Source organism: Porticoccus sp. (genome assembly GCF_965660005.1).
Lineage (GTDB): Bacteria > Pseudomonadota > Gammaproteobacteria > Pseudomonadales > Porticoccaceae > Porticoccus.
Genome location: NZ_CBFHYF010000003.1, coordinates 39,089 through 59,398, shown reverse-complemented (window position 1 = coordinate 59,398; position 20,310 = coordinate 39,089). Strand labels below are relative to the sequence as shown.

Annotated in this window: 22 protein-coding genes; 11 read left to right on the top strand and 11 right to left on the bottom strand. The window is 52.6% G+C overall.

Features of this window, described 5'->3' with window-relative positions:
* Positions 1-12: 12 nt before the first annotated feature.
* The 8 genes from rimK to def all read right to left on the bottom strand — a co-directional run bounded on the left by rimK (position 13) and on the right by def (position 7,461).
* Positions 13-918: a 30S ribosomal protein S6--L-glutamate ligase gene (rimK, locus tag ACTF5G_RS01565; RefSeq protein ID WP_438951060.1), complete on the bottom strand. Its 906-nt coding sequence runs from the start codon at positions 916-918 to the stop codon at positions 13-15.
* On the bottom strand, positions 915-1,340 hold the full coding sequence (locus tag ACTF5G_RS01560; protein ID WP_438951059.1) for an ATP-dependent zinc protease family protein: 426 nt from the start codon (positions 1,338-1,340) through the stop codon (positions 915-917). The genes rimK and ACTF5G_RS01560 overlap by 4 nt, the downstream gene beginning before the upstream one ends.
* Positions 1,341-1,377: 37 nt before the next feature.
* Positions 1,378-1,692: a tetratricopeptide repeat protein gene (locus tag ACTF5G_RS01555; protein WP_438951058.1), complete on the bottom strand. Its 315-nt coding sequence runs from the start codon at positions 1,690-1,692 to the stop codon at positions 1,378-1,380.
* Positions 1,693-1,755: 63 nt separating this feature from the next.
* Positions 1,756-3,207, bottom strand: a complete 1,452-nt coding sequence (locus ACTF5G_RS01550; protein ID WP_438951057.1) for a TrkH family potassium uptake protein — start codon at positions 3,205-3,207, stop codon at positions 1,756-1,758.
* 23 nt (positions 3,208-3,230) lie between these two features.
* A complete protein-coding gene (gene trkA, locus ACTF5G_RS01545; protein WP_438951056.1) occupies positions 3,231-4,613 on the bottom strand; it encodes a Trk system potassium transporter TrkA in 1,383 nt (460 codons plus the stop codon).
* A 62-nt stretch (positions 4,614-4,675) separates the two neighbouring features.
* Positions 4,676-5,983 carry a 16S rRNA (cytosine(967)-C(5))-methyltransferase RsmB gene (gene rsmB / locus ACTF5G_RS01540; protein ID WP_438951055.1) on the bottom strand — a complete coding sequence of 436 codons (1,308 nt, stop codon included), beginning with the start codon at positions 5,981-5,983 and terminating at the stop codon, positions 4,676-4,678.
* A complete protein-coding gene (gene fmt / locus ACTF5G_RS01535; protein WP_438951054.1) occupies positions 5,980-6,924 on the bottom strand; it encodes a methionyl-tRNA formyltransferase in 945 nt (314 codons plus the stop codon). Before fmt ends, rsmB begins: the two co-directional genes overlap by 4 nt.
* Before the next feature lie 30 nt (positions 6,925-6,954).
* On the bottom strand, positions 6,955-7,461 hold the full coding sequence (gene def / locus ACTF5G_RS01530) for a peptide deformylase (RefSeq protein WP_438951053.1): 507 nt from the start codon (positions 7,459-7,461) through the stop codon (positions 6,955-6,957).
* A 135-nt stretch (positions 7,462-7,596) separates the two neighbouring features.
* Between def and ACTF5G_RS01525 the strand changes: the two genes are divergently transcribed.
* The 6 genes from ACTF5G_RS01525 (at position 7,597) to aroE (ending at position 12,825) form a co-directional block, all read left to right on the top strand.
* A complete protein-coding gene (locus ACTF5G_RS01525; RefSeq protein WP_438951052.1) occupies positions 7,597-8,619 on the top strand; it encodes a LysM peptidoglycan-binding domain-containing protein in 1,023 nt (340 codons plus the stop codon).
* 85 nt (positions 8,620-8,704) lie between these two features.
* Entirely contained in the window at positions 8,705-9,802 is a 1,098-nt protein-coding gene (gene dprA / locus ACTF5G_RS01520) for a DNA-processing protein DprA (RefSeq protein WP_438951051.1), read from the top strand.
* 102 nt (positions 9,803-9,904) lie between these two features.
* On the top strand, positions 9,905-10,411 hold the full coding sequence (gene purE, locus ACTF5G_RS01515; protein ID WP_438951050.1) for a 5-(carboxyamino)imidazole ribonucleotide mutase: 507 nt from the start codon (positions 9,905-9,907) through the stop codon (positions 10,409-10,411).
* Between the two features lie 11 nt (positions 10,412-10,422).
* Entirely contained in the window at positions 10,423-10,980 is a 558-nt protein-coding gene (locus tag ACTF5G_RS01510; RefSeq protein ID WP_438951049.1) for an L-threonylcarbamoyladenylate synthase, read from the top strand.
* Positions 10,981-11,071: 91 nt separating this feature from the next.
* Positions 11,072-11,974 (top strand): oxygen-dependent coproporphyrinogen oxidase, encoded by a 903-nt coding sequence (gene hemF / locus ACTF5G_RS01505; RefSeq protein WP_438951048.1) that lies wholly within the window; start codon positions 11,072-11,074, stop codon positions 11,972-11,974.
* Between the two features lie 23 nt (positions 11,975-11,997).
* A complete protein-coding gene (aroE, locus tag ACTF5G_RS01500) occupies positions 11,998-12,825 on the top strand; it encodes a shikimate dehydrogenase (RefSeq protein ID WP_438951047.1) in 828 nt (275 codons plus the stop codon).
* Positions 12,826-12,864: 39 nt separating this feature from the next.
* Here the strand turns inward: aroE and ACTF5G_RS01495 are convergent, their stop codons facing one another.
* The gene (locus ACTF5G_RS01495) at positions 12,865-13,431 is read right to left on the bottom strand and encodes a gamma carbonic anhydrase family protein (protein WP_438951109.1); all 567 of its coding nucleotides are present in this window, start codon (positions 13,429-13,431) and stop codon (positions 12,865-12,867) included.
* A 122-nt stretch (positions 13,432-13,553) separates the two neighbouring features.
* Here ACTF5G_RS01495 and ACTF5G_RS01490 point away from each other — a divergent pair, with 122 nt between their 5' ends.
* Positions 13,554-13,793, top strand: a complete 240-nt coding sequence (locus ACTF5G_RS01490) for a YheV family putative zinc ribbon protein (RefSeq protein WP_438951046.1) — start codon at positions 13,554-13,556, stop codon at positions 13,791-13,793.
* A 15-nt stretch (positions 13,794-13,808) separates the two neighbouring features.
* Here ACTF5G_RS01490 and ACTF5G_RS01485 read toward each other — a convergent pair whose 3' ends face one another.
* A complete protein-coding gene (locus ACTF5G_RS01485; RefSeq protein WP_438951045.1) occupies positions 13,809-14,462 on the bottom strand; it encodes a hypothetical protein in 654 nt (217 codons plus the stop codon).
* An 88-nt stretch (positions 14,463-14,550) separates the two neighbouring features.
* Entirely contained in the window at positions 14,551-15,870 is a 1,320-nt protein-coding gene (locus ACTF5G_RS01480; protein WP_438951044.1) for an MATE family efflux transporter, read from the bottom strand.
* A gap of 190 nt (positions 15,871-16,060) precedes the next feature.
* Between ACTF5G_RS01480 and coxB the strand changes: the two genes are divergently transcribed.
* The 4 genes from coxB to ACTF5G_RS01460 are packed head-to-tail and all read left to right on the top strand — an operon-like array spanning position 16,061 to position 20,299.
* On the top strand, positions 16,061-17,206 hold the full coding sequence (gene coxB, locus ACTF5G_RS01475) for a cytochrome c oxidase subunit II (RefSeq protein WP_438951043.1): 1,146 nt from the start codon (positions 16,061-16,063) through the stop codon (positions 17,204-17,206).
* A 15-nt stretch (positions 17,207-17,221) separates the two neighbouring features.
* Positions 17,222-18,775 carry a cytochrome c oxidase subunit I gene (ctaD, locus tag ACTF5G_RS01470; protein WP_438951042.1) on the top strand — a complete coding sequence of 518 codons (1,554 nt, stop codon included), beginning with the start codon at positions 17,222-17,224 and terminating at the stop codon, positions 18,773-18,775.
* Positions 18,776-18,792: 17 nt separating this feature from the next.
* The gene (locus tag ACTF5G_RS01465; RefSeq protein WP_438951041.1) at positions 18,793-19,347 is read left to right on the top strand and encodes a cytochrome c oxidase assembly protein; all 555 of its coding nucleotides are present in this window, start codon (positions 18,793-18,795) and stop codon (positions 19,345-19,347) included.
* A 46-nt stretch (positions 19,348-19,393) separates the two neighbouring features.
* Entirely contained in the window at positions 19,394-20,299 is a 906-nt protein-coding gene (locus ACTF5G_RS01460; protein ID WP_438951040.1) for a cytochrome c oxidase subunit 3, read from the top strand.
* Positions 20,300-20,310 lie beyond the last annotated feature (11 nt).

Below are 20,310 nucleotides of genomic sequence, written 5' to 3'. Positions count from 1 at the left end.
ATAACGATCCTTCTATCCCTGCCCACGGGTTTTGGTGCGGGATTGCCGGGCATTTTTTTCCATGAACTGAATGATATTACCGGCAACGTCCTTGCCAGTGGCCGTTTCAATCCCCTCAAGGCCCGGCGATGAATTCACCTCCATCACCAATGGCCCGTGGTTGGAGCGAAGGATATCCACCCCCGCTACATTCAGTCCCATGGTTTTGGCAGGGCGAACGGCGGTAGAGCGTTCGGCTGGAGAGAGTCTTGCCAGCGTGGCTGTGCCCCCCCGGTGCAGATTGGAGCGAAATTCTCCCGGTTGGGCCTGTCGCTGCATGGCGGCGACCACCTTGTCACCAATAACAAAACAGCGAATGTCTGCGCCACCGGATTCCGAGATGTATTCCTGAACCATAATGTCGGCTTTCAGACCCATGAACGCCTCGATCACGCTTTCTGCCGCTTTTCGGGTTTCCGCCATCACCACACCGATACCCTGGGTGCCCTCAAGCAATTTGACCACCAGCGGCGGTCCACCCACCATATCGATCAGATCTGGAATATCGCTGGGCTTGTTGGCATAGCCAGTGACAGGCAGGCCGATTCCCTTGCGGGATAACAGTTGCAGGGAGCGCAATTTATCCCGCGAGCGGGTGATAGCCACCGATTCGTTCAAAGGGTAAACGCCCATCATCTCGAACTGGCGAAGTACCGCCGTACCGTAAGTGGTAACCGATGCCCCGATACGGGGAACGACCACGTCAAAAGCCGGCAGCTCCACACCCTTTACATGAATGCTGGGATTTTGGATGTTGATGTTCATATAACACTTCAACACATCGATAATTCTGACTTCATGGCCGCGCTCAATCGCGGCTTCTTTGAGGCGGCGAGTGGAATACAACTCGGCATTGCGGGATAGAATGGCAACTCTCATTTAATTTTTCCCGCTAAATAGGATGTCTGTGGATCCACAATGAATTGTCCCGCCAGAGCCGAACGCCCCAACAGCATACGAAATTTCATGGTATCCCGGTTGGTGAGGGTCATTTCTATGGGTACGGTTTTGGTGCCGAGCACCACGGTGGTTTGTATCACGATACGCCGTTCCCTGTGACCACCGGAATCAGTGACAACACGCTCATCCACAATGGGTGCTGCACAACAGATGCTGTGGTTACTGTTCTGCCGGGGGTGCACCCAGATTCTCACCCAGGGAGACCCCTGTTCAGTGAAAGGTTCAAGGTGATGGGCATGCAGGCAGGAAGTGCGCGCGCCAGTATCTATCTTGGCCTTGATCCGGGCAATACCCAAATCAGGCAATGACAACCATTCCCGCCAACCAATCAGCTGAGTCATGCAGTTTACTCAAGTAACAGCGTTGTCCAACAATGAATCAATCGCCAGCCAGTTTTTTCAAAAAAACCTGTATTTCACGTTCGGTTTGTTTGTCACCAGCAGCACCGGCTTTTTCAAGCCCTATTGCAAAGGTCTTTTTCGCAGCATCCAGTTGCTCAAGTTTGAACTGTGCTCGCCCCAGCAATTTGTAGGCAGCGGTATAATTTTCGTCCATTGCCAGACAGCGCTCCAGATGGTCGATTGCCTCGGTATAGCGTTTTTCATGAAGACAGGCGCTGCCCAGGCCAAATCGAAGCATTGCTGAATCATTGCCCTGGGCAAGCATTGTTTCAAGATTGTTGATCAGTGTCATGGAAGTTTCTCTGATCAGATGGTGGGTTTCTCCCGGGCCATTGTCTCTCTCGGACAAGCAGTTTCAACGGCGCCAGAACATGGGGGTGAGTAGTACCAGTAGCGTAAATATTTCCAGTCGACCTAAAAGCATACCGATACAGAGAACCCACTTGGCAAAGATATTGATATTGCCGTAATTGGCAGATACATCACCGAGGCCGGGACCAAGGTTATTGAGTGCGGCGGCTGTGGCGGACCAGGATGTGACATAGTCGAGGCCGGAAGCCAGCAGCAACAATACCATCAGATAATAGACGGCGAGATAAACACCGAAAAATGCCCAGATAGCATTGGTGATCTGCTCGGGCACACTGCGATTGCGTATTTTGATAGGGAACAGTGCATTCGGGTGAATCAGGCGATGGATTTCTCTGAGACTCTGTTTCGCCAGGATCAGCATACGTCCCACTTTAATACCGCCACCAGTGGAGTTGGCGCAGGCGCCGAAAAAGGACAGAAAAAGCATCAGAAATGGTACAAAAGTTGGCCAAACACTGAAATCGGCAGTGGAAAAACCGGTTGTCGTCATAATGGAAACCAGCTGAAAAACGCCGTGATAGACACTTTCACCCTTGTCATAGGTGCCGCTCCAGAAAAGATATGCTGTCACCGAAATACTCCCTGCCAGCAGCATCTGGAGATAAAGCTTGGCCTCGGGATTGCGGAGATAATGGGTGAGGGACTTTCTTATAAAGGCATAGTAGTGAAGACCAAAATTCAGGCCGGAAATGATCATAAAGAAAATACAGATACCGATGATGGTGGTGTTGCCATCAAAATAACCCATGCTGGCATCATGGGTAGAGAAGCCACCAATGGCTACGGTGGAAAAACTGTGCCCTACCGCGTCGAAAAAAGTCATGCCAGCCAGCCAGTAGGCAAGCATGCACGCAACGGTCAGACCAAGGTAAATAAAGAATAGTGCTTTTGCTGTTTCAGTAATGCGGGGAGTCAGTTTGTTGTCCTTCACGGGTCCGGGGGTTTCGGCACGATACAGCTGCATACCACCAACACCCAGCATGGGCATGATGGCCACGGCGATGACGACAATCCCGATGCCGCCCAACCACTGCAATTGCTGACGGTAATAGAGAATCGATTTTGGCAGGAAATCCAAACCGGTTAACACGGTTGCCCCGGTGGTGGTCAACCCTGACATGGATTCAAACACGGCATCGGTGATACTCAGTGGCAATGACTCAGAAAGTATAAAGGGCAATGCCCCGACAAGGGCCAGTTCAACCCAGAACATCACGGTAATCAGGAATCCGTCACGACTGCGGAGTTCTGCACTTTGGCGGCTGAATGGCAGCCACATGAGCATGCCCAGTGAAAAAGTGATGGCAAAGGACAGAAAAAAAGCAGCGTGGGTTTGCTCGTCGTAAATCGTGGCGACTACGATGGGTGTCAGTAGTGTCAGGCTGAAAACCATCAAGAGCAGCCCGAGAACTTTTGAAATTACATTAAAATGCATAGATCAGATCTTCGCTGCCAGCGCTAGAAGAAGGTAAAGCCGACGGCGAACAACTTTTCCACCTCCCGGGTACGGCGTTTGTCCACCACAAAGACAATCGCGTGGTCGTTGTTTTCCACCACCGTGTCGTGGTGGGCAATGATGACCTCGCCGTTGCGCACCAGTGCGGCCAGAGTGACGCCCGGCGGTGACTTGATTTCTTCGATGGTCCTGCTGACCACTTTGGAGGTTTTACTGTCGCCATGGACGACAATCTCCATGGCCTCGGCAGCTCCCCGGCGAAGTGAGTGAGCTTTAACCGTATCACCTCGACGCACGTGACTGAGCAGAATACTGGTGGTGGCCTGTTGGGGAGAGATGGCGATATCGATTTCACCCCCCTGAACCAGGTCGGCATAAACCGGATTGTTGATCAGGGTCATCACTTTACGGGTGCCCAGCCTTTTCGCCAGCAGGGATGCCATGATATTCATCTCATCGTCATTGGTGAGAGCAAGAAAAACATCGGTTCGCTCGATATTTTCTTCGAGTAACAGGTCCTGATCCGTGGCGGACCCATTGAGCACAACGGTTTTATCCAGTCGTTCGGAAATATACTGGCAGCGCTCTTCGGAAAACTCGATGATTTTGATGTTGTATTGTTTTTCCAGTGCTTTGGCCAGGCGGTAGCCGATGTTGCCACCGCCGGCGATGACAATCCGTTGGTATGGGTTTTCAAGCCTGCGCAATTCACCCATGACCTTGCGGATGTCTTTTTTAGCGGCGATAAAAAATACTTCGTCACCCTCTTCAATGACGGTATCTCCACGGGGAAAGATAGGCCGGTCGCGGCGGAAAATCGCGGCGACCCGCGCATCCACTTTGGGCATATGTTTGCGGAGGAGCCGTAATTCGTGACCCACCAGCGGCCCACCCTTGATGGCGCGGACAGCCACCAGCTGAACCAGCCCGTCGGCAAAATTCAAAACCTGAAGGCTGCCGGGTTGTTCAATCAGACGGAATATGTAGTCGGTAACCACCTGTTCCGGTGTGATCAGAAAATCAACCGGGCAATTGGCATCGTTGAACAAGCGCTCACGGACTTTATCCGCGGTGTAGCTGCGATCGCGGATACGGGCAATTTTGGTGGGTGTGCGGAACAGGGAGTAAGCGACCTGGCAGGATGCCATATTGATTTCGTCGCTGCTGGTGACCGCCACCAGCATATCGGCGTCTTCAATTCCTGCGCGGATAAGGACGTCGGGGTGAGAGGCCATGCCATTGACCGTGCGAATGTCCAGCCGATCCTGAAGTTCGCGCAGGCGACGGTCATTGGTGTCGATGACAGAAATATCGTTAGCTTCTCCGGCCAGATGCTGGGCGAGTGTTCCGCCCACTTGACCGGCACCGGTAATGACGATTTTCATAGCTGGGAATTCCCGTTATTTGGTTATATGGCCACCGATGGTGGAGAAAATAACCAACACTGTTAAGCCATTCCTGTCTTGACCAGACGGGCAAAATAAAAGCCATCGTGGCCGCCAATCTCCGGCATCAATTGCCGACCTGCTGACGTTGCAATTCCCGCTTGGGTTGCCACCGTTTCGAGGCGGACAGAATTGTTTTCCCGGACAAAATCTGTGATCACCTGATCATTTTCCTGGGGCAAGGTTGAGCAGGTGGCGTAAAGCAAAGCCCCGCCTTCTGCTAACAGTGGCCACAGCGCTTTCAGCAGGGACAACTGCAAAGTGGCCAGCTTAGCAATATCCGCCGGTTTGCGCAGTAGTTTCACATCGGGGTGACGGCGGATAACACCTGTGGCGGAACAGGGGGCATCCAGCAAAATACAGTCAAAGTACTGCTTGCCATCCCACCAACTGGCCGGATTGGCCGCGTCGGCGGTGAGCAGCTTTGCCTGCAGCCCCAGCCGCAGCAAGTTATCGGAAACTCGTGCCAGCCGTTCGGCCTCGATATCGATAGCAATGACATCACCCTGATTGTTAAGCAACTCGAGAATATGACCGGTTTTACCACCTGGCGCACAACAGGCATCTAGTATTCGCTGGCCGGGTTCGGGAGCCAGTAGCTGGGCCGCCAGTTGGGCCGCTTCGTCCTGGACGCTGGCGTCACCCTCGGCAAAGCCGGGTAAATTTGTCACATCACAGGGCTGTTCCAGCGTGATACCGACGTCGCTGAACCGGGTGGGAGATGCCTCGATACCGGCCTCTGTCAGTGTTGCCAGGTATTCGTCCCGGCTGCAGCGCATTTGGTTTGCCCGCAGCGTCATGGGTGGTTGATGGTTATTGGCGGCCACCAGCTGATCCAGCTGTTCTGGCCAGGCCGCTTGCCAGAGGTCGATGAGCCAATCGGGGTGTGCGGTCTGAAATGCACGATGATTCCCCAGCTTGATATCGAGTGAGACGCGCTCCCGCAGAAACCGTCGCAGCACTGCGTTGGTAAGGCCTTTGGCCCAGTTTTTTTTCAGCTTCAGACAGGTATCTACAGCTTCGTTGACCACTGCGTGAGGGGGAATACGGGTTTCAAGTAACTGATAGAGCGAGCAGGCCAGTGTTGCCTCGATGTCAAAATCCTTTATTTTGAAGGGTTTTGCCAGCAATTCTGCCAGATAAACAGACAGGCGCGGATAAAACCGCAATGTGCCATAACACAACTGTTGTAGGAGACCGCGATCACGATCATCCACCCTGGCGAGATACTCGGGCAAAAGCGTATTGAGTGAACCTTCACCCCTCAGGACAGACGCGATAATTCTGGCGGCAGCCACTCTGACATTCATGTGCCCATCACCGAGCCCGGTGCAAACAGGTCCGCGTGGGCGTTGAGTATTTCCCCGGCCTGGAGCGGCTTCTTGCCGGGGAATTGCAGTACTGTGATTAACAGGCAGCCCGCCCCTGCCTGTACCAGAATACCGGATTTATCAGCGTGAATGATCGTACCCGGTATCACATTTTGATCTTGACTTGGCGCCGCACTCCCTTTCCAGATACGGATGCGCTCTCCCGAGAGCGTGCTGTAACAAATTGGATAAGGGTTAAAAGCGCGAATTTTCAACGCCAGCGTTTTAGCGGGTTCATGCCAGTTGATCAGGGCTTCTTGCTTGGTGATTTTTGGTGCGTAATTGCTCTGCCCGTTATCCTGCTTCTCAGCCACAGCACTACCCTGTTCAATCTGGTTGAGGGCTGCGAGCAAGGCGCCGGGGCCTATATTGGCCAGTCTGTCATGCAGGGTGCCGGCATTGTCCTCCGCTTCAACGACGCAGTGGGCTTTTAGAAGCATATCACCGGTATCCAGTCCTTCGTCCATCTGCATGATGGTGATGCCCGTTTCGGTATCTCCTGCTTCGATGGCACGCTGAATGGGGGCAGCACCTCGCCAGCGGGGTAACAGAGAGGCGTGGACATTGATGCAGCCATGCCTGGGAATAGCCAGCACGGCCTTTGGCAGTAGCAGACCATAGGCTACAACCACCATGATGTCGGCGTTATAATTAGCCAGAATTTGCTGCTCGTCAGCAGCTTTCAGGCCAACTGGCTGATGAACGGGTATTTGGTGGTCCACAGCCAGCAATTTAACCGGGCTGGCCGTGAGTTTTTTGCCGCGTCCGGCCGGCCGATCAGGTTGCGTGAATACGGCGACCACCCGATGGGAGGGGCAATCCAGCAGTACCTGAAGATGTGATGCCGCAAATTGCGGAGTGCCAGCAAATACGATGCGCAAAGAACTATCCTCGGGGTTGATCTGGCGGTGTCAGTCTTGTTGACGGTGGAGCTTTTCCAGTTTTTGCCGGATTCGTTGCCGCTTGATAGGAGACAGGTAATCCACGAAAAGTTTGCCGTCGAGGTGATCAATTTCGTGCTGAATACAGACTGCCAGCAGCCCCTCCGGCTCGAGCATATAGGGTTGCCCTTCCCGGTCCAGTGCTCTGAGGCGAATATGCTCTGGTCGCTGGATGGTCTCATAAAAGCCGGGTACTGAGAGGCAGCCTTCCGGATGGGGGCAAATGGCATTGTCGAGCACTTCTATTTGTGGGTTGATCATGACGATCGGCTGATCACCATCATCTGACAAATCCATGACCACAATTCGTTTATCGACATTGACCTGGGTAGCGGCGAGGCCGATCCCGTTAGCCTGATACATCGTCTCCAGCATATCGTCCACCAGTGACCTGGTGCCTTGATCGATTTCTGAGACCGGTGCAGCTCTGATGCGCAAGCGAGGGTCAGGGAATTCAAGGATGTTGAGTATTGACATTTGTTTGTGACGAGTTTCTAGCAATCTGGCGTAAACCACTGCTAACATAAGGCCAATGGAGCGGTATTATCAGTTAATACTGTCGGGTGAGAAGTATACACATAATCCGGATATAGCACACAGGACGGCCATAAGATGAAAAAAACATTGTTGGGGATAATAGTAGCTGCTTGCGCTATTGCAATTGCCGCCATTGCTGCAGAGGCACCCTTTAATGAGAATGTTCCTGAAAAATATACCGTCAAGAAAGGCGATACATTGTGGGACATCTCTGACCTGTATCTGCGGGATCCCTGGTTGTGGCCTGAAATCTGGTATGCCAACCCGCAGATTGCCAACCCCCATCTGATTTACCCCGGTGACATAATTTCCATGGTTTATATCGATGGTCGTCCCCGTCTGATGCTGGAAAAGCGCGACCGGCTGGTAAGACTTTCTCCTGAAGTAAAGGTGGTACCCGAGTCCGAGGCGATTCCGGCACTGCCGCTGGATATCATCAACAGTTTTCTGACTCGGAACCGGATAGTAACCCAGGAAGAAATCGACGCAGCTCCGTATGTGGTGGCCGGTCATGAGAAAAAGCTGCTCTCTGGGTCTGGAGATACGTTCTACGCCCGCGGTCAGTTTGACGAGACGCCGGCCTATGGTCTGTACCGGATTGGTGCACCCTACCTCGATCCGCAGACCCAGGAAATATTGGGTATACGCGCGCAGGACGTGGGGTCAGCCAAGGTGCAAAGAGTGGCCGATGATATTGCGACCATGCTGGCGACCCGATCTCTGGAGGAAGTGCGTATCGGGGAGCGGCTGTTACCCCATGAAGAGCGACCGCTGAATTCCATTTTTTACCCGAGTGCTCCCGAGACTGCGGTAGAGGGTGTGATCATGGCGGTTGAGGGCGGTATCACACAGATCGGTCATCTCGATGTGGTATCAATTAACCGAGGTGAGCGGGAAGGTCTCGAAGCGGGAAATATCCTGGCCATTTTCAAGCGCGGTGAAAAAGTAACCGATTATATCGCCAAGGAAAAAATAGACCTGCCGAATGAGCAGGCCGGTTTATTGATGATCTTCCGTGCGTTTGAAAAAATGAGCTACGGTCTGGTGATAAAGGCTGAACGTCCTCTGGCGGTGGATGATATTGTCAAAAACCCCTAGGTACCAGAACAGCTGAAACGCCGACACCTGTCGGCGTTTTTTGTGGACAAGGGACATCAAACGGGTACAAGGGAGTACCAATTCTATGGACAGGGAGTCCAAAGCAGCACTTGTCATGGCTTTTCTCGACGGAGGCTCACCTGCGGATATTGTCAGGTTGTGTCGATCATCCGGCTCATTTGTCGAGGCAGTTTCTCAGGCAGAAGATTATTTTTCCTCTCAGCCCACCAGTCGGTTGGGAAAGTTGTTCGGAAAATACCGTAACCGGCGAGCGGAGCTGGAGGATCGGGCAGAGAAAGTATTGGCTTGGTGCCGACAAAATCATGTTACCTGCCTCAATTTGTTGGATTCGGATTATCCTCCCCTATTGCAGGAGCTGAGTGTTCCTCCACCCCTGTTGTTTGTTCGAGGTGATGCGCAACTGCTGTCCATGCCACAAATTGCCATTGTCGGTAGCCGCAATGCCAGTCCTGGTGGACTTGATAATGCCCGGGCTTTTGCCACCGCACTGGCGGCCAGTGGCTTTGTGGTTACCAGTGGCATGGCACTGGGTATTGATGGTGCGGCCCACGACGGTGCCCTGAAAACGGGTAAAACCATCACCGTGCTGGGTGCCGGCCCAGATGTGATCTACCCTCGTCGGCATGCTGATCTGTATCGGCGGATAATTGATCAAGGGGGTGCGATCGTCAGTGAGTTTTTGCCTGAAACGCCACCCCTGCGGGGCAATTTCCCCCGCCGCAACCGGATAATCAGTGGCTTGAGTCTGGGTATTCTGGTGGTTGAGGCAGCATTGAAAAGTGGGTCGTTAATCACTGCCCGGTATGGCCTGGAGCAGGGACGTGAAGTATTTGCCATTCCCGGCTCTATCCATAGTGCCTTCAGCAAAGGCCCCCATCAGTTGCTCAAACAGGGCGCCACTTTGGTAGAATCAGCAGCGGATGTTGTAGAGCAATTGGGTGGTCTGCTGGCCTATATAACGCCAAATATTGAAACAGACCGGCAACCATTGTCAGAGATGAGGCATCTCCTGCTGGAGGCAATGGGATTCGACCCGGTTGATATCGATGTGCTTGTGCAGCTTACGGCCATGCCTGTAAATGCATTGACGCAGGAGCTGCTGTTGCTGGAACTCGAAGGCACTATTGCGGCCGGACAGGGAACTTACCAGCGGTTGCCCTGATACGGCGGTGATGAGTGATAAATCAGCCTGTTAGAAGGCGGATTTTATTGCGAAACCGCCCAGGTTCCGGTAGCCTGCCGCGTTTTACAGGGGGATTAAAAAATGAACAAACCCTTTATTGTCATACTGATGGGTTCGGATTCGGATCTGCCGATCATGGAAGCCAGTTTCGAAGTGCTCAAAAAGTTCGAGGTGCCCTTCGAAGTTAAAGTCCTGTCGGCGCATCGAACACCCGAGGCAACGCACCGCTATGTGAAGGATGCGGATCAGCGGGGTTGCGCAGCCTTTATTTGTGCCGCAGGAATGGCAGCACATCTGGCGGGTGCGGTTGCAGCCAATACCCTGAAACCCGTGATTGGTGTGCCTATCAATTCCTCACTGGACGGTCTTGATGCGCTGCTCTCAACGGTGCAAATGCCCGGTGGAATTCCTGTTGCAACCGTGGCTATCGGCAAGGCAGGGGCAAAGAATGCAGCCTATCTGGCAGCCCAGATAATAGGTGTCAGTGATGGTTCGCTGCATCAGAAACTGCTGGAAGAACGAGCAGCCAATGCCCGAGCCATTCTGGAAAAAGACGCGGCCTTACAGGAGAAGCTGAAAAGCCTCTGAAGCAGTTTCCCGTGAGCACTATTCGTGTAGCCAGGGCGGTGGATTTCCTTCGTAGTGGTGGATTGATTGCTTATCCCACTGAGGCCGTATGGGGGCTTGGTTGCGATCCGTTTGCAGAGGCAACCGTGATGCGACTGTTGGCACTTAAAAAACGCCGGCGGGATATGGGGCTGATCCTGGTTGCCGCCTCCATGATACAGCTGGAATCTTTTTTGGCCGGGATCCCGGCGTCCGATCGTCGGCGACTCGCGGCCAGCTGGCCCGGGCCGCAGACCTGGCTGGTCCCCAATAATGGTTATGCACCAAACTGGGTTACCGGTGGCAGAGAGACGTTGGCGCTTCGTGTCACAGACCATCCCGTGGCCGCAGCACTTTGTCGTGCTTACGGGGGGCCACTGATCTCGACATCGGCCAACCCGCATGGTCTAAGGCCAGCCATGTCTTTGTTAAAGCTGAATCTTTATTTTCATGGCCAGCTTGATTATGTGCTGCCGGGTTTTCTCGGTGGTCTGAAATCACCGACCCCGATCAAAAACCTGATAACCGGAGAAGTGGTTCGGCACAGCTGATACTTCCGGCTTCTGGTTTGTTGGTAGGTTGTCAGCGACGTACCGGCAAATCAATTAGTGCTTTTTCGCCACATAACACCGTGAGGATCTCATGACAGATAAAACGGCCGTCAAAGAGTACCTGCTGGATTTGCAGGATCGTATCTGCCAAGCCCTGCAGGCTGAAGATGGTCGCGGTGTGTTTACAGAGGACAGCTGGGTTCGTGAAGAGGGTGGTGGCGGTCGCAGTCGGGTGATGGTTGAGGGATCAGTATTTGAGAAAGGTGGGGTGAATTTTTCCCATGTTCATGGTGCGCAGCTGCCTCCTTCGGCAACCGCAGCCCGCCCGGAGCTGGCTGGTCGGAGCTTTGAAGCGATGGGTGTGTCACTGGTGATGCACCCGGAAAACCCCTATGTCCCCACCTCCCACGCAAACGTGCGGTTTTTCATTGCGGAGAAAGCGGGTGAAGAGCCTGTCTGGTGGTTCGGGGGTGGCTATGATCTGACGCCCTACTATGGCAATGAGGAAGATTGTCACCATTGGCATCAGACAGCCCGTGCCGCTTGTCAACCATTTGGTCCGGAGATCTATCCCCGTTTCAAAAAGTGGTGCGATGAGTACTTTTTTCTCAAACACCGCAATGAGCCTCGTGGTATTGGCGGGCTTTTTTTTGACGATTACAACGCGGCGGAATTTGAGCAGAGCTTTGCCCTGACACGGGCGGTTGGAGACAGCTATATTGATGCCTATCTACCCATCGTCCAACGCCGCAAGCATATTTCCTGGGGGGAGCGAGAGCGCCAGTTTCAATTATATCGACGTGGTCGCTATGTGGAATTTAATCTGGTTTATGACCGCGGCACATTGTTTGGCTTGCAGACCGGTGGCAGAACCGAATCCATTCTGATGTCGCTGCCACCCCTGGTTCGCTGGGAATACAACTGGCAGCCTGAGCCTTGCTCTGCCGAGGCGGAACTCTACCAGTTTTATCTGCAACCCCGTCAGTGGGTTTGATCCGCTAACAAATGGAATACAGCATGACTGATCGATACGCCGTTTTTGGCAATCCTGTGGAGCACAGCAAGTCGCCGCTTATTCACCAGGCTTTTGCTGTTCAAACAGGTGAAGCGATTGAGTACAGCAAACAATTGGTTGAGTTGGACAAGTTTGATCACGCAGCTGATACCTTTTTTGCGGAAGGTGGCAAGGGTCTCAATATCACTGTGCCGTTCAAGCAGGAGGCCTACAGTTACGCTGCGAGACTGACGGCGCGCGCGCGCTATGCGGGTGCGGTGAACACCCTGGCCATGCAGGATGATGGCACGATATTGGGGGACAACACCGATGGCATCGGTATGGTCAGGGACATGCTTGCAAACCTCGGCTGGCAAATAAAAGGTAAGAAAGTCCTGATTTTGGGGGCTGGTGGCGCAGTAAGAGGTATCCTTGAGCCTTTGCTGGTGCAATTGCCGCAGCATGTCGTCATAGCCAATCGAACGCTCAGCAAGGCATTACAGCTGGCCAAAGGTTTTGCGGAAATGGGCTATTTGCTCGGTTGTGACTATGCAATGCTCAAAGGTCAGCAGTTCGACCTAATCATCAATGGCACCAGTGCCAGTCTTGCTGCACAGCTGCCGCCTCTCCCCGATGGACTATTGGCAGCTCAGGCCTGTTGCTACGACATGATGTACGCTGCGCAGCCAACGGTATTTTTAGTCTGGGCCAAACAACAGGGTGCCGCCAGCGTTGCCGATGGGCTGGGCATGTTGGTCGAACAGGCGGCAGAGTCTTTTCGGCTGTGGCGCGGAGTGAGCCCAAACACTGCACCGGTTATTGCCGGAATCCGTCAGTCCCTGATGGACTAGGTTTGTTTTCAGATGCCTGAAAAATTCATTTCCAGGGCTTTATTCGGCATCATTTCGCCAGTCAATAGCCTGTTCGGCGAGATATTGGTCTTTAAGCTTGACGTAGTTGCCTGGTGAATAGGAAAAGAATGCCCGCTCTTCGTTAGAGACTGGTCTCAGTAACCGGCAGGGGTTGCCCACGTAGAGGTTGCCGCTTTCCAGGTGCTTCCCCGGTGGCACCACTGTCCCGGCGCCGATAATCACTTCATCCTCTACCACGGCGCCATCATTGATGATGGCGCCATTGCCCACCAGAATATGGTTGCCCAAGGTACAGCCATGCAGAATAGCGCCGTGACCGACAATCACGTTTTCGCCGATAGTCAGTGGCCAGCCACCGGGGTTGAAGTCGCTTGCATGCGTAATATGTAATACGGCGGTATCCTGAATATTTGAGCGACGACCAACGGCAATGCGGTGCATGTCGCCGCGAATCACAGCCCCGGGCCAGACAGAGACGTCGTCGCCGAGGGTGACATTGCCGATCACGGTCGCTGCCGGATCAATGTAAACTCGTTCACCCAGGGTGGGTGTAACACCTTTATATGCGCGAATGTTCTCTGTCATCATGATTCCTGTGCTGGGTAATGGTCTACAACGATATAATACGTTGCCAGATGGCTGGCTTATAGCCGTTGTAGCGACTTGGCAAATTTTTTACTTGTCACCGACCCGAAGGCCTTTCACTGATGTTTAAAGCTGATAAGCGTTTTATTGCAGGGGCTGTCTGCCCGCGCTGCAACCAGATGGATAAACTGGTGGTTTTTAATGAGGATGGCAAGGATTTCAGGGCTTGTGTCAGCTGTGATTTTCGGGAGCAGATGTTTTTGCAGAGCACTCCCCGAGAGCTGGAGACCCGGGTTAATCTCTCCCCGGAGGAAAGGCGGGTTGACGTTCAAGCGGTGAAGCTCGTGGATCCCAAAAAATGATGGTGTCCGCCGACATCAGTGGATCAACAATTGCCCCGATCCGTTGAATAGCAGATTTACCGACAAATTATCGATCAGGCAGGGCCACCGCTGAAGATCACTTGCCCATCGGCTGCTGCGATCCTCCCTGCATGCCTCGGGGACAAATACCAGATCTTTTTGTTGCAGTTCATCGACGATCAGATGAATCGCGCTGTCGAGTTGATTGGCGAAAGGTTCACCAATCAGGTGGTGAATAATCAGGTTTGAACGAGTCATATCCATCGGTACCAATGGCGTGTTGTACCCCGAGATAAACCGGTCATTGACCTCTTCGACCAATCGATGAGCGAGATAGGATTCGCCCATCAGAGAGTTGAGCCCCTCGTGACCAGCCACCAGCGCCGGTGGTCTGATGAAAAATTCCCCGGCAGCGGAAATCACCGGTTCCATGTAGTCGATCAACCCGCACTCATCAGCAATGGCATCGACAGCATCAATGAACTCTGGAACCTGGTCTATGTAGTGAATAATAAAATTGAGCAACGCTGGAATGATATTCTCGGACGGCAGTTGAATGGACTTGTGGATTGCGCTGACGCGGGTTTTGAGCAACGTGACGAGCTGTCCGGTGGCTCTTTCATGTGTCTTGGCAGCGGCGATGGCTTGGCGAATATTTACAGTGTCCATAGTCAAAAGTTAGTTGAGCTAAATAAAAAGGCAAAGAACATCTTGCTATAAGCCCAGGGACTTTCTGTACATGCGGTTCATCAGCTTTCTAAACAATCCACCGGCCACCTATACTGTAGCGGGCGAACAGCCAGGCCATCTGAACGCTACGCGCGGTTAAAAAACCCAGATACGCCAACCACAGCCCATGATTGCCGAGTGGAGTTGAAAAGTACCACAAGGGCAAAAAAATCAGAAAAGCTGCTATCAGCATGCTGTCCTGCATTGCACGGGTTTTGCCGCTGCCGACGAAAATACCATCGGCCATGAAGCAAACAAGACCAACCAGTGGCATGGCTGTCAGCCAGGGCCAATAGATTTCCACCGCAGGCAAAACCTCAGGCAGGTTCGTAATCGCGCCAATAATGATGGCCGGGAAAAACGCATAAATGAGGGTGGCGATCAAGGCGATGACCAAACCCCAGACGGTGGTAATCAGACAAATACGGTAAAAGTCTTTGAGATCTCTCTTGCCGATAGCATGGCCCGCAAGGGACTCGGCGGCGTGGGCAAACCCATCCTGTGTAAATGCCACGAGCAGTATTAGCTGCATCAGGATGGCGTTGGCTGAAAGAATGACATCCCCCTGTCGTGCCCCCTGTGCGGTGAAAAAAGTCATGATGAAGACAAGGCAGGCCGTGCGAACGAACAGGTGACGGTTGGCCCTGAACAGTTCGCGATATCTGGACCACTGTGTCAGTTGTATTGATCTGATCGGTGTTTTGAGCTGGCGGATAGTCGCTTTTACCAGCAATAGTGCGAGCGCCAGTCCGAGATATTCCGCAGTCAAAGAGGCCCATGCCGCCCCGGCACTGTTTAGTTTCATTCCGACGATGAACAGAAAATCAAAAGCAACATTGCTGAGATTGATGAATAGCATGAGGAGCAGAGTGGTGCCGGCCCTCTGCAGCCCGAGCAGCCAGCCCATCACGCAAAAGGTAGCCAGGGTGGCAGGCGCTGCCAGAATACGAATCTGACAGTATTCCATGGCCAAGGGTCTGGATTCAGCGGAGGGTTTGATCAGATCGAGAATGAGACTGAGAACGGGTTGCCGTAACAGAATCATCAGTATTCCGAAAATTGATGCGACGACAAGTGACTGAGTCAGCACCTCAACACACCGGGATGTGTCTCCGGCACCCCAGGCTCTGGCAGTCAGACCGATGGAGCCCATACGCAAAAAAACAAATAACCAGAACAGCATGGTGAGAACACTGCTGCCACTGGCCACGGCGGCGAGAAAACGGGCATTTGCCAGATGACCGAGAATGGCGGTATCGACGAGGCCCAAAACCGGGATACTGATGCTTGCCAGGGTCATAGGCAGGGCGATCGCCAAAATTTTTTGTTGGTTAGGCGACGATTTCATTTTGTTCCCCGGGCGGTTAAATAGGCTATTTTGGCAGAACCAGCATCAATTCTTTAGGCTGAATACTCTGGAGCGATGCGGGGAAAATCTGGTATACTCGCCCGGTTTTTCGTGTCCAGAACAGCTACCCTGCGTTCATAACATGAAATGCGTTAATAGAAACAATAACTTATTGACTGGAGATAGGGCGATGTCAAGAAGAGCACGTATGCTTTTCGCGCTAGTGCTAGCCCCTGCGATGTTCCTGGCCACTTTTGGTAAGGCATTGGCAGATGATGCACAGCGTTGGGCGGTGAACATGCCCAAGGGGGTCACCCCTGTGAGCAACGCAATCTACGATATTCACATGATCATTTTTTGGATCTGTGTGGTGATCGCAGTTGGCGTATTTGGCGTGATGTTTTACAGCATGTATGCGCACCGCAAGTCCAAGGGTGCCGTTGCTGCAAACTTCCATGAAAATACCACAGCTGAGATTGTCTGGACCGTGATTCCAGCCGTTTTGCTGATCGTTATGGCGATTCCGGCAACCAGCACGCTACTGCAGGTGTATGATGCCAGTGAAGCCGAGATGGACATCAAGGTCACCGGTTATCAGTGGAAATGGCAGTATGAGTATCTCGGTCAGGATGTCTCCTTCATGAGCGAACTGGCCACGCCCGAATCTGAAATCTACAATACCGCGCCTAAGAGCCAGTATTACGTGCGGGAGGTGAGTGAACCCCTGGTGATACCGGCCAATACCAAGGTGCGTTTCCTGATTACAGGGAAAGACGTGATCCATTCCTGGTGGGTGCCTGACCTCGGTGTCAAAAAAGATGCTATTCCCGGTCTGGTCAACGAAACCTGGGCCTATGTCAATGAGCCGGGTATCTACCGTGGAGCCTGTACTGAGCTTTGTGGCCAGGGCCATGCCTTTATGCCAGTTGTGGTCAATGTGCTTGAAAAGGAAGCCTATAATTCCTGGCTGGCAGAGAAAAAAGAAGCCGCTGCCGCAGTTCGTGAACTGTCCAAAAAAACCTTTACGCTGGATGAGCTGATGGTTCAGGGGGAAGAGGCCTACAATCGTTCGTGTGCTGCCTGTCATCAGGTGAACGGCCAGGGTATTGTCGGTGTGTTCCCTTCAATGATTGGCGGAATGACGACTGGCGACATCACTTCACATATCGATATTGTGGTCAATGGCAAGGCGGGAACGGCGATGCAGGCTTTCGGTGGTCAGCTATCAGAAGTGGATATCGCTGCGATTGTGACCTATGAGCGCAACGCCTGGGGCAACAATACCGGTGATGTCGTGCAGCCCATCGATATTCTCAAACACAAGCAAGGCCAATAAGAGGAGGATTAAGTCATGGCACACGGTCCCGCAAAAGGTATTAGCCGCTGGCTATTTACCACTAACCACAAAGACATCGGCACGATGTATCTATGGTTTAGTTTTGCCATGTTTCTGTTGGGTGGCTTCTTTGCCATGGTGATTCGTGCCGAGCTGTTCCAGCCCGGTATGCAACTCGTCAAACCCGAATTTTTTAACCAGATGACAACAATGCACGGCCTGGTGATGGTATTTGGTGCCATCATGCCGGTGTTCGTTGGCCTGGCAAACTGGTTGATCCCGATGATGATCGGGGCGCCAGATATGGCGCTGCCGAGGATGAACAACCTCAGCTTCTGGATCCTGCCTTTCGCATTTTTGATGCTGACATCCACCCTGTTCATGGATGGCGGTGGTCCCAATTTCGGCTGGACGTTCTATGCCCCACTGTCGACAACCTATGCCCCTGATTCGGTGAATTTCTTTATCTTCGCGATTCACATCATGGGTGCGTCCTCCATCATGGGTTCCATCAATATTATTGCCACCGTACTCAACATGCGGGCTCCTGGCATGACATTGATGAAAATGCCAATGTTCGTCTGGACCTGGTTGATTACCGCATTCCTTCTGATTGCTGTGATGCCGGTACTGGCAGGCGCCGTGACTATGATGCTGATGGATATCAATTTTGGTACCAGCTTCTTTAATGCGGCTGGTGGTGGTGATCCGGTATTGTTCCAGCATGTGTTCTGGTTCTTTGGCCACCCCGAGGTTTACATCATCATCCTGCCGGCTTTTGGAGTGATTTCACATATCATTCCCACATTCAGCCGCAAGCCGCTGTTTGGCTACAGCTCCATGGTGTATGCAACGGCATCCATTGCCTTCCTGTCATTCATCGTATGGGCACACCATATGTTCCTGGTGGGAATGCCCGTGGGCGGACAGCTCTACTTCATGTACGCCACCATGCTGATTGCAGTGCCAACAGCGGCCAAGGTGTTCAACTGGATCAGCACCATGTTCAGGGGCTCCCTGTCCTATGAAACACCGATGCTGTTTGCCATAGCCTTTGTGATTCTGTTTACCATCGGTGGGTTTACCGGCCTGATGTTGGCCATTGCGCCTGCGGATGTGCAGTACCATGACACCTATTTCGTCGTCGCGCACTTCCACTATGTCATGGTTGCCGGATCCCTGTTCTCTGCCACCGCAGCAGTGTATTACTGGCTGCCCAAGTGGTGTGGACGGATGTACAACGAAACGATGGGCAAGGTGCAGTTCTGGATCTCGTTCATTGGTTTCAACGTCACCTTCTTCCCACAGCACTTCCTGGGATTGGCCGGTATGCCGCGTCGTTATGCCGATTACGCGCTGCAGTTCTCTGACTGGAATATGATTTCCAGTATTGGGGCCTTCATCTATGGTGCTGCGCAGTTGCTGTTCCTGTTCAATGTTGTTCGGACCATCAGATCTGGCACACCCGTGAGTGAACCAAAAACCTGGGAAGGTGCAGAAGGCCTGGAGTGGACTGTTCCCACGCCGGCCCCATACCACACCTTCAGTACAGCACCGGTTGTCAAATAACAGGAAAACAAACGAGCATGTGGACCAATCCAACCAGGCCCCTGATTTTCAAACTCCTCGGCGGAGTGGTCTGCATGTTTGCGTTTGCCATATTTGTTATGCCGCCGTTGTACGACATGTTCTGTGAGGTCACTGGTATTGGTGGCAAAACAGCGGGTCCGTATGTGGCCTCTGAAGCGGGTATTGATACCAGCAGGACTATCAAGGTGCAGTTCGTTGCTACCAATAATGCCGCCATGCCCTGGCAGTTTTCGCCCAAGGTCTATGAGGTCGTTGTGCACCCTGGTGAGGCGACCGAGGTGGTGTTTTATGCGAAAAACAGTACCCACAGGGATATGGTTGCCCAGGCAATCCCAAATGTTACGCCCTTTAATGCAGCATCTTATTTCCACAAGACCGAGTGCTTCTGTTTTAACCAACAGCCCCTGAAAGCGGGTGAAGAAGCAGATTTACCATTAGTCTTTATCGTGGATCGTGATCTGCCCAGAGCGGTCAAGACAATCACCTTGTCCTATACCCTTTTTGATATAACGGATCGTGTAGATAACGGTTCGGTAGCAAAATTAAACTGATGATAAGAACCGATCCAGCAGGGTCGGCGTTGATGGAGAAAAAGTAATGTCTACAGAGAGCAGCTATTACGTTCCCGAACAAAGCAAGTTGCCTGTGCTGGCGGCGCTGGGGATGGGTCTGATGGCCTACGGTGCCGGGAGTTGGGTGCAGGGAGGGTCGCCACTGGTATTACTCGCTGGTTCCATTGTGATGGTGTTTACCCTCTACAACTGGTTCAGCACCGTTATCAATGAAAATATGGCGGGAATGAACAGTGCTCAGCTGAAACGCTCCTATGTATGGGGCATGAGCTGGTTCATTTTTTCTGAAGTGATGTTTTTTGCCTGTTTCTTTGGAGCACTGTTTTATGTGCGGGTGCTGGTGCTGCCCTGGTTGGGTGGTGAAGGTGGTCATGCGGGGAATCAACTACTGTGGGAGGGTTTCGAGCCCGCCTGGCCGCTGATGACCACGCCCGACATGGTTGCCAACGGGGAAAATGCAACATTTATGGGTCCTGACCAACATATGAGTTTTCCCGGCTGGGCCAATTTGTTGGGATGGCTACCGCTGTGGAATACCATTGTTCTGCTGTCTTCAAGTGTGACGGTACATATTGCTCATACCGCACTGAAAAACAGTCATCGTGCCAAATTCAACCTGTGGTTGGGAATCACTGTCCTTCTCGGTGCCATCTTTATCGTGCTTCAGGTCGAAGAATATATCCATGCCTATCAACATATGGGTCTGACTCTGGAGTCAGGGATTTACGGAACCACTTTCTTTATGCTGACAGGGTTCCACGGTGCTCACGTGACCATGGGAACGATCATGTTGCTGATAATGTTCCTGCGGGGCCTCAAGGGCCATTTTACTCCCGATGACCAGTTTGGGTTTGAGGCGGCCTCCTGGTATTGGCACTTTGTTGACGTGGTCTGGGTCGGGTTGTTTATTTTTGTATACGTGCTCGCCTGATTCATTACTTT

What these genes read in the sequence shown, in the direction of transcription:
- rimK (WP_438951060.1), bottom strand. Translation starts at nt 918, where the DNA reads ATGAGAGTTGCCATTCTATCCCGCAATGCCGAGTTGTATTCCACTCGC.
- ACTF5G_RS01560 (WP_438951059.1), bottom strand. Translation starts at nt 1,340, where the DNA reads ATGACTCAGCTGATTGGTTGGCGGGAATGGTTGTCATTGCCTGATTTG.
- ACTF5G_RS01555 (WP_438951058.1), bottom strand. Translation starts at nt 1,692, where the DNA reads ATGACACTGATCAACAATCTTGAAACAATGCTTGCCCAGGGCAATGAT.
- ACTF5G_RS01550 (WP_438951057.1), bottom strand. Translation starts at nt 3,207, where the DNA reads ATGCATTTTAATGTAATTTCAAAAGTTCTCGGGCTGCTCTTGATGGTT.
- trkA (WP_438951056.1), bottom strand. Translation starts at nt 4,613, where the DNA reads ATGAAAATCGTCATTACCGGTGCCGGTCAAGTGGGCGGAACACTCGCC.
- rsmB (WP_438951055.1), bottom strand. Translation starts at nt 5,983, where the DNA reads ATGAATGTCAGAGTGGCTGCCGCCAGAATTATCGCGTCTGTCCTGAGG.
- def (WP_438951053.1), bottom strand. Translation starts at nt 7,461, where the DNA reads ATGTCAATACTCAACATCCTTGAATTCCCTGACCCTCGCTTGCGCATC.
- ACTF5G_RS01525 (WP_438951052.1), top strand. Translation starts at nt 7,597, where the DNA reads ATGAAAAAAACATTGTTGGGGATAATAGTAGCTGCTTGCGCTATTGCA.
- dprA (WP_438951051.1), top strand. Translation starts at nt 8,705, where the DNA reads ATGGACAGGGAGTCCAAAGCAGCACTTGTCATGGCTTTTCTCGACGGA.
- purE (WP_438951050.1), top strand. Translation starts at nt 9,905, where the DNA reads ATGAACAAACCCTTTATTGTCATACTGATGGGTTCGGATTCGGATCTG.
- hemF (WP_438951048.1), top strand. Translation starts at nt 11,072, where the DNA reads ATGACAGATAAAACGGCCGTCAAAGAGTACCTGCTGGATTTGCAGGAT.
- aroE (WP_438951047.1), top strand. Translation starts at nt 11,998, where the DNA reads ATGACTGATCGATACGCCGTTTTTGGCAATCCTGTGGAGCACAGCAAG.
- ACTF5G_RS01495 (WP_438951109.1), bottom strand. Translation starts at nt 13,431, where the DNA reads ATGACAGAGAACATTCGCGCATATAAAGGTGTTACACCCACCCTGGGT.
- ACTF5G_RS01490 (WP_438951046.1), top strand. Translation starts at nt 13,554, where the DNA reads ATGTTTAAAGCTGATAAGCGTTTTATTGCAGGGGCTGTCTGCCCGCGC.
- ACTF5G_RS01485 (WP_438951045.1), bottom strand. Translation starts at nt 14,462, where the DNA reads ATGGACACTGTAAATATTCGCCAAGCCATCGCCGCTGCCAAGACACAT.
- ACTF5G_RS01480 (WP_438951044.1), bottom strand. Translation starts at nt 15,870, where the DNA reads ATGAAATCGTCGCCTAACCAACAAAAAATTTTGGCGATCGCCCTGCCT.
- coxB (WP_438951043.1), top strand. Translation starts at nt 16,061, where the DNA reads ATGTCAAGAAGAGCACGTATGCTTTTCGCGCTAGTGCTAGCCCCTGCG.
- ctaD (WP_438951042.1), top strand. Translation starts at nt 17,222, where the DNA reads ATGGCACACGGTCCCGCAAAAGGTATTAGCCGCTGGCTATTTACCACT.
- ACTF5G_RS01465 (WP_438951041.1), top strand. Translation starts at nt 18,793, where the DNA reads ATGTGGACCAATCCAACCAGGCCCCTGATTTTCAAACTCCTCGGCGGA.
- ACTF5G_RS01460 (WP_438951040.1), top strand. Translation starts at nt 19,394, where the DNA reads ATGTCTACAGAGAGCAGCTATTACGTTCCCGAACAAAGCAAGTTGCCT.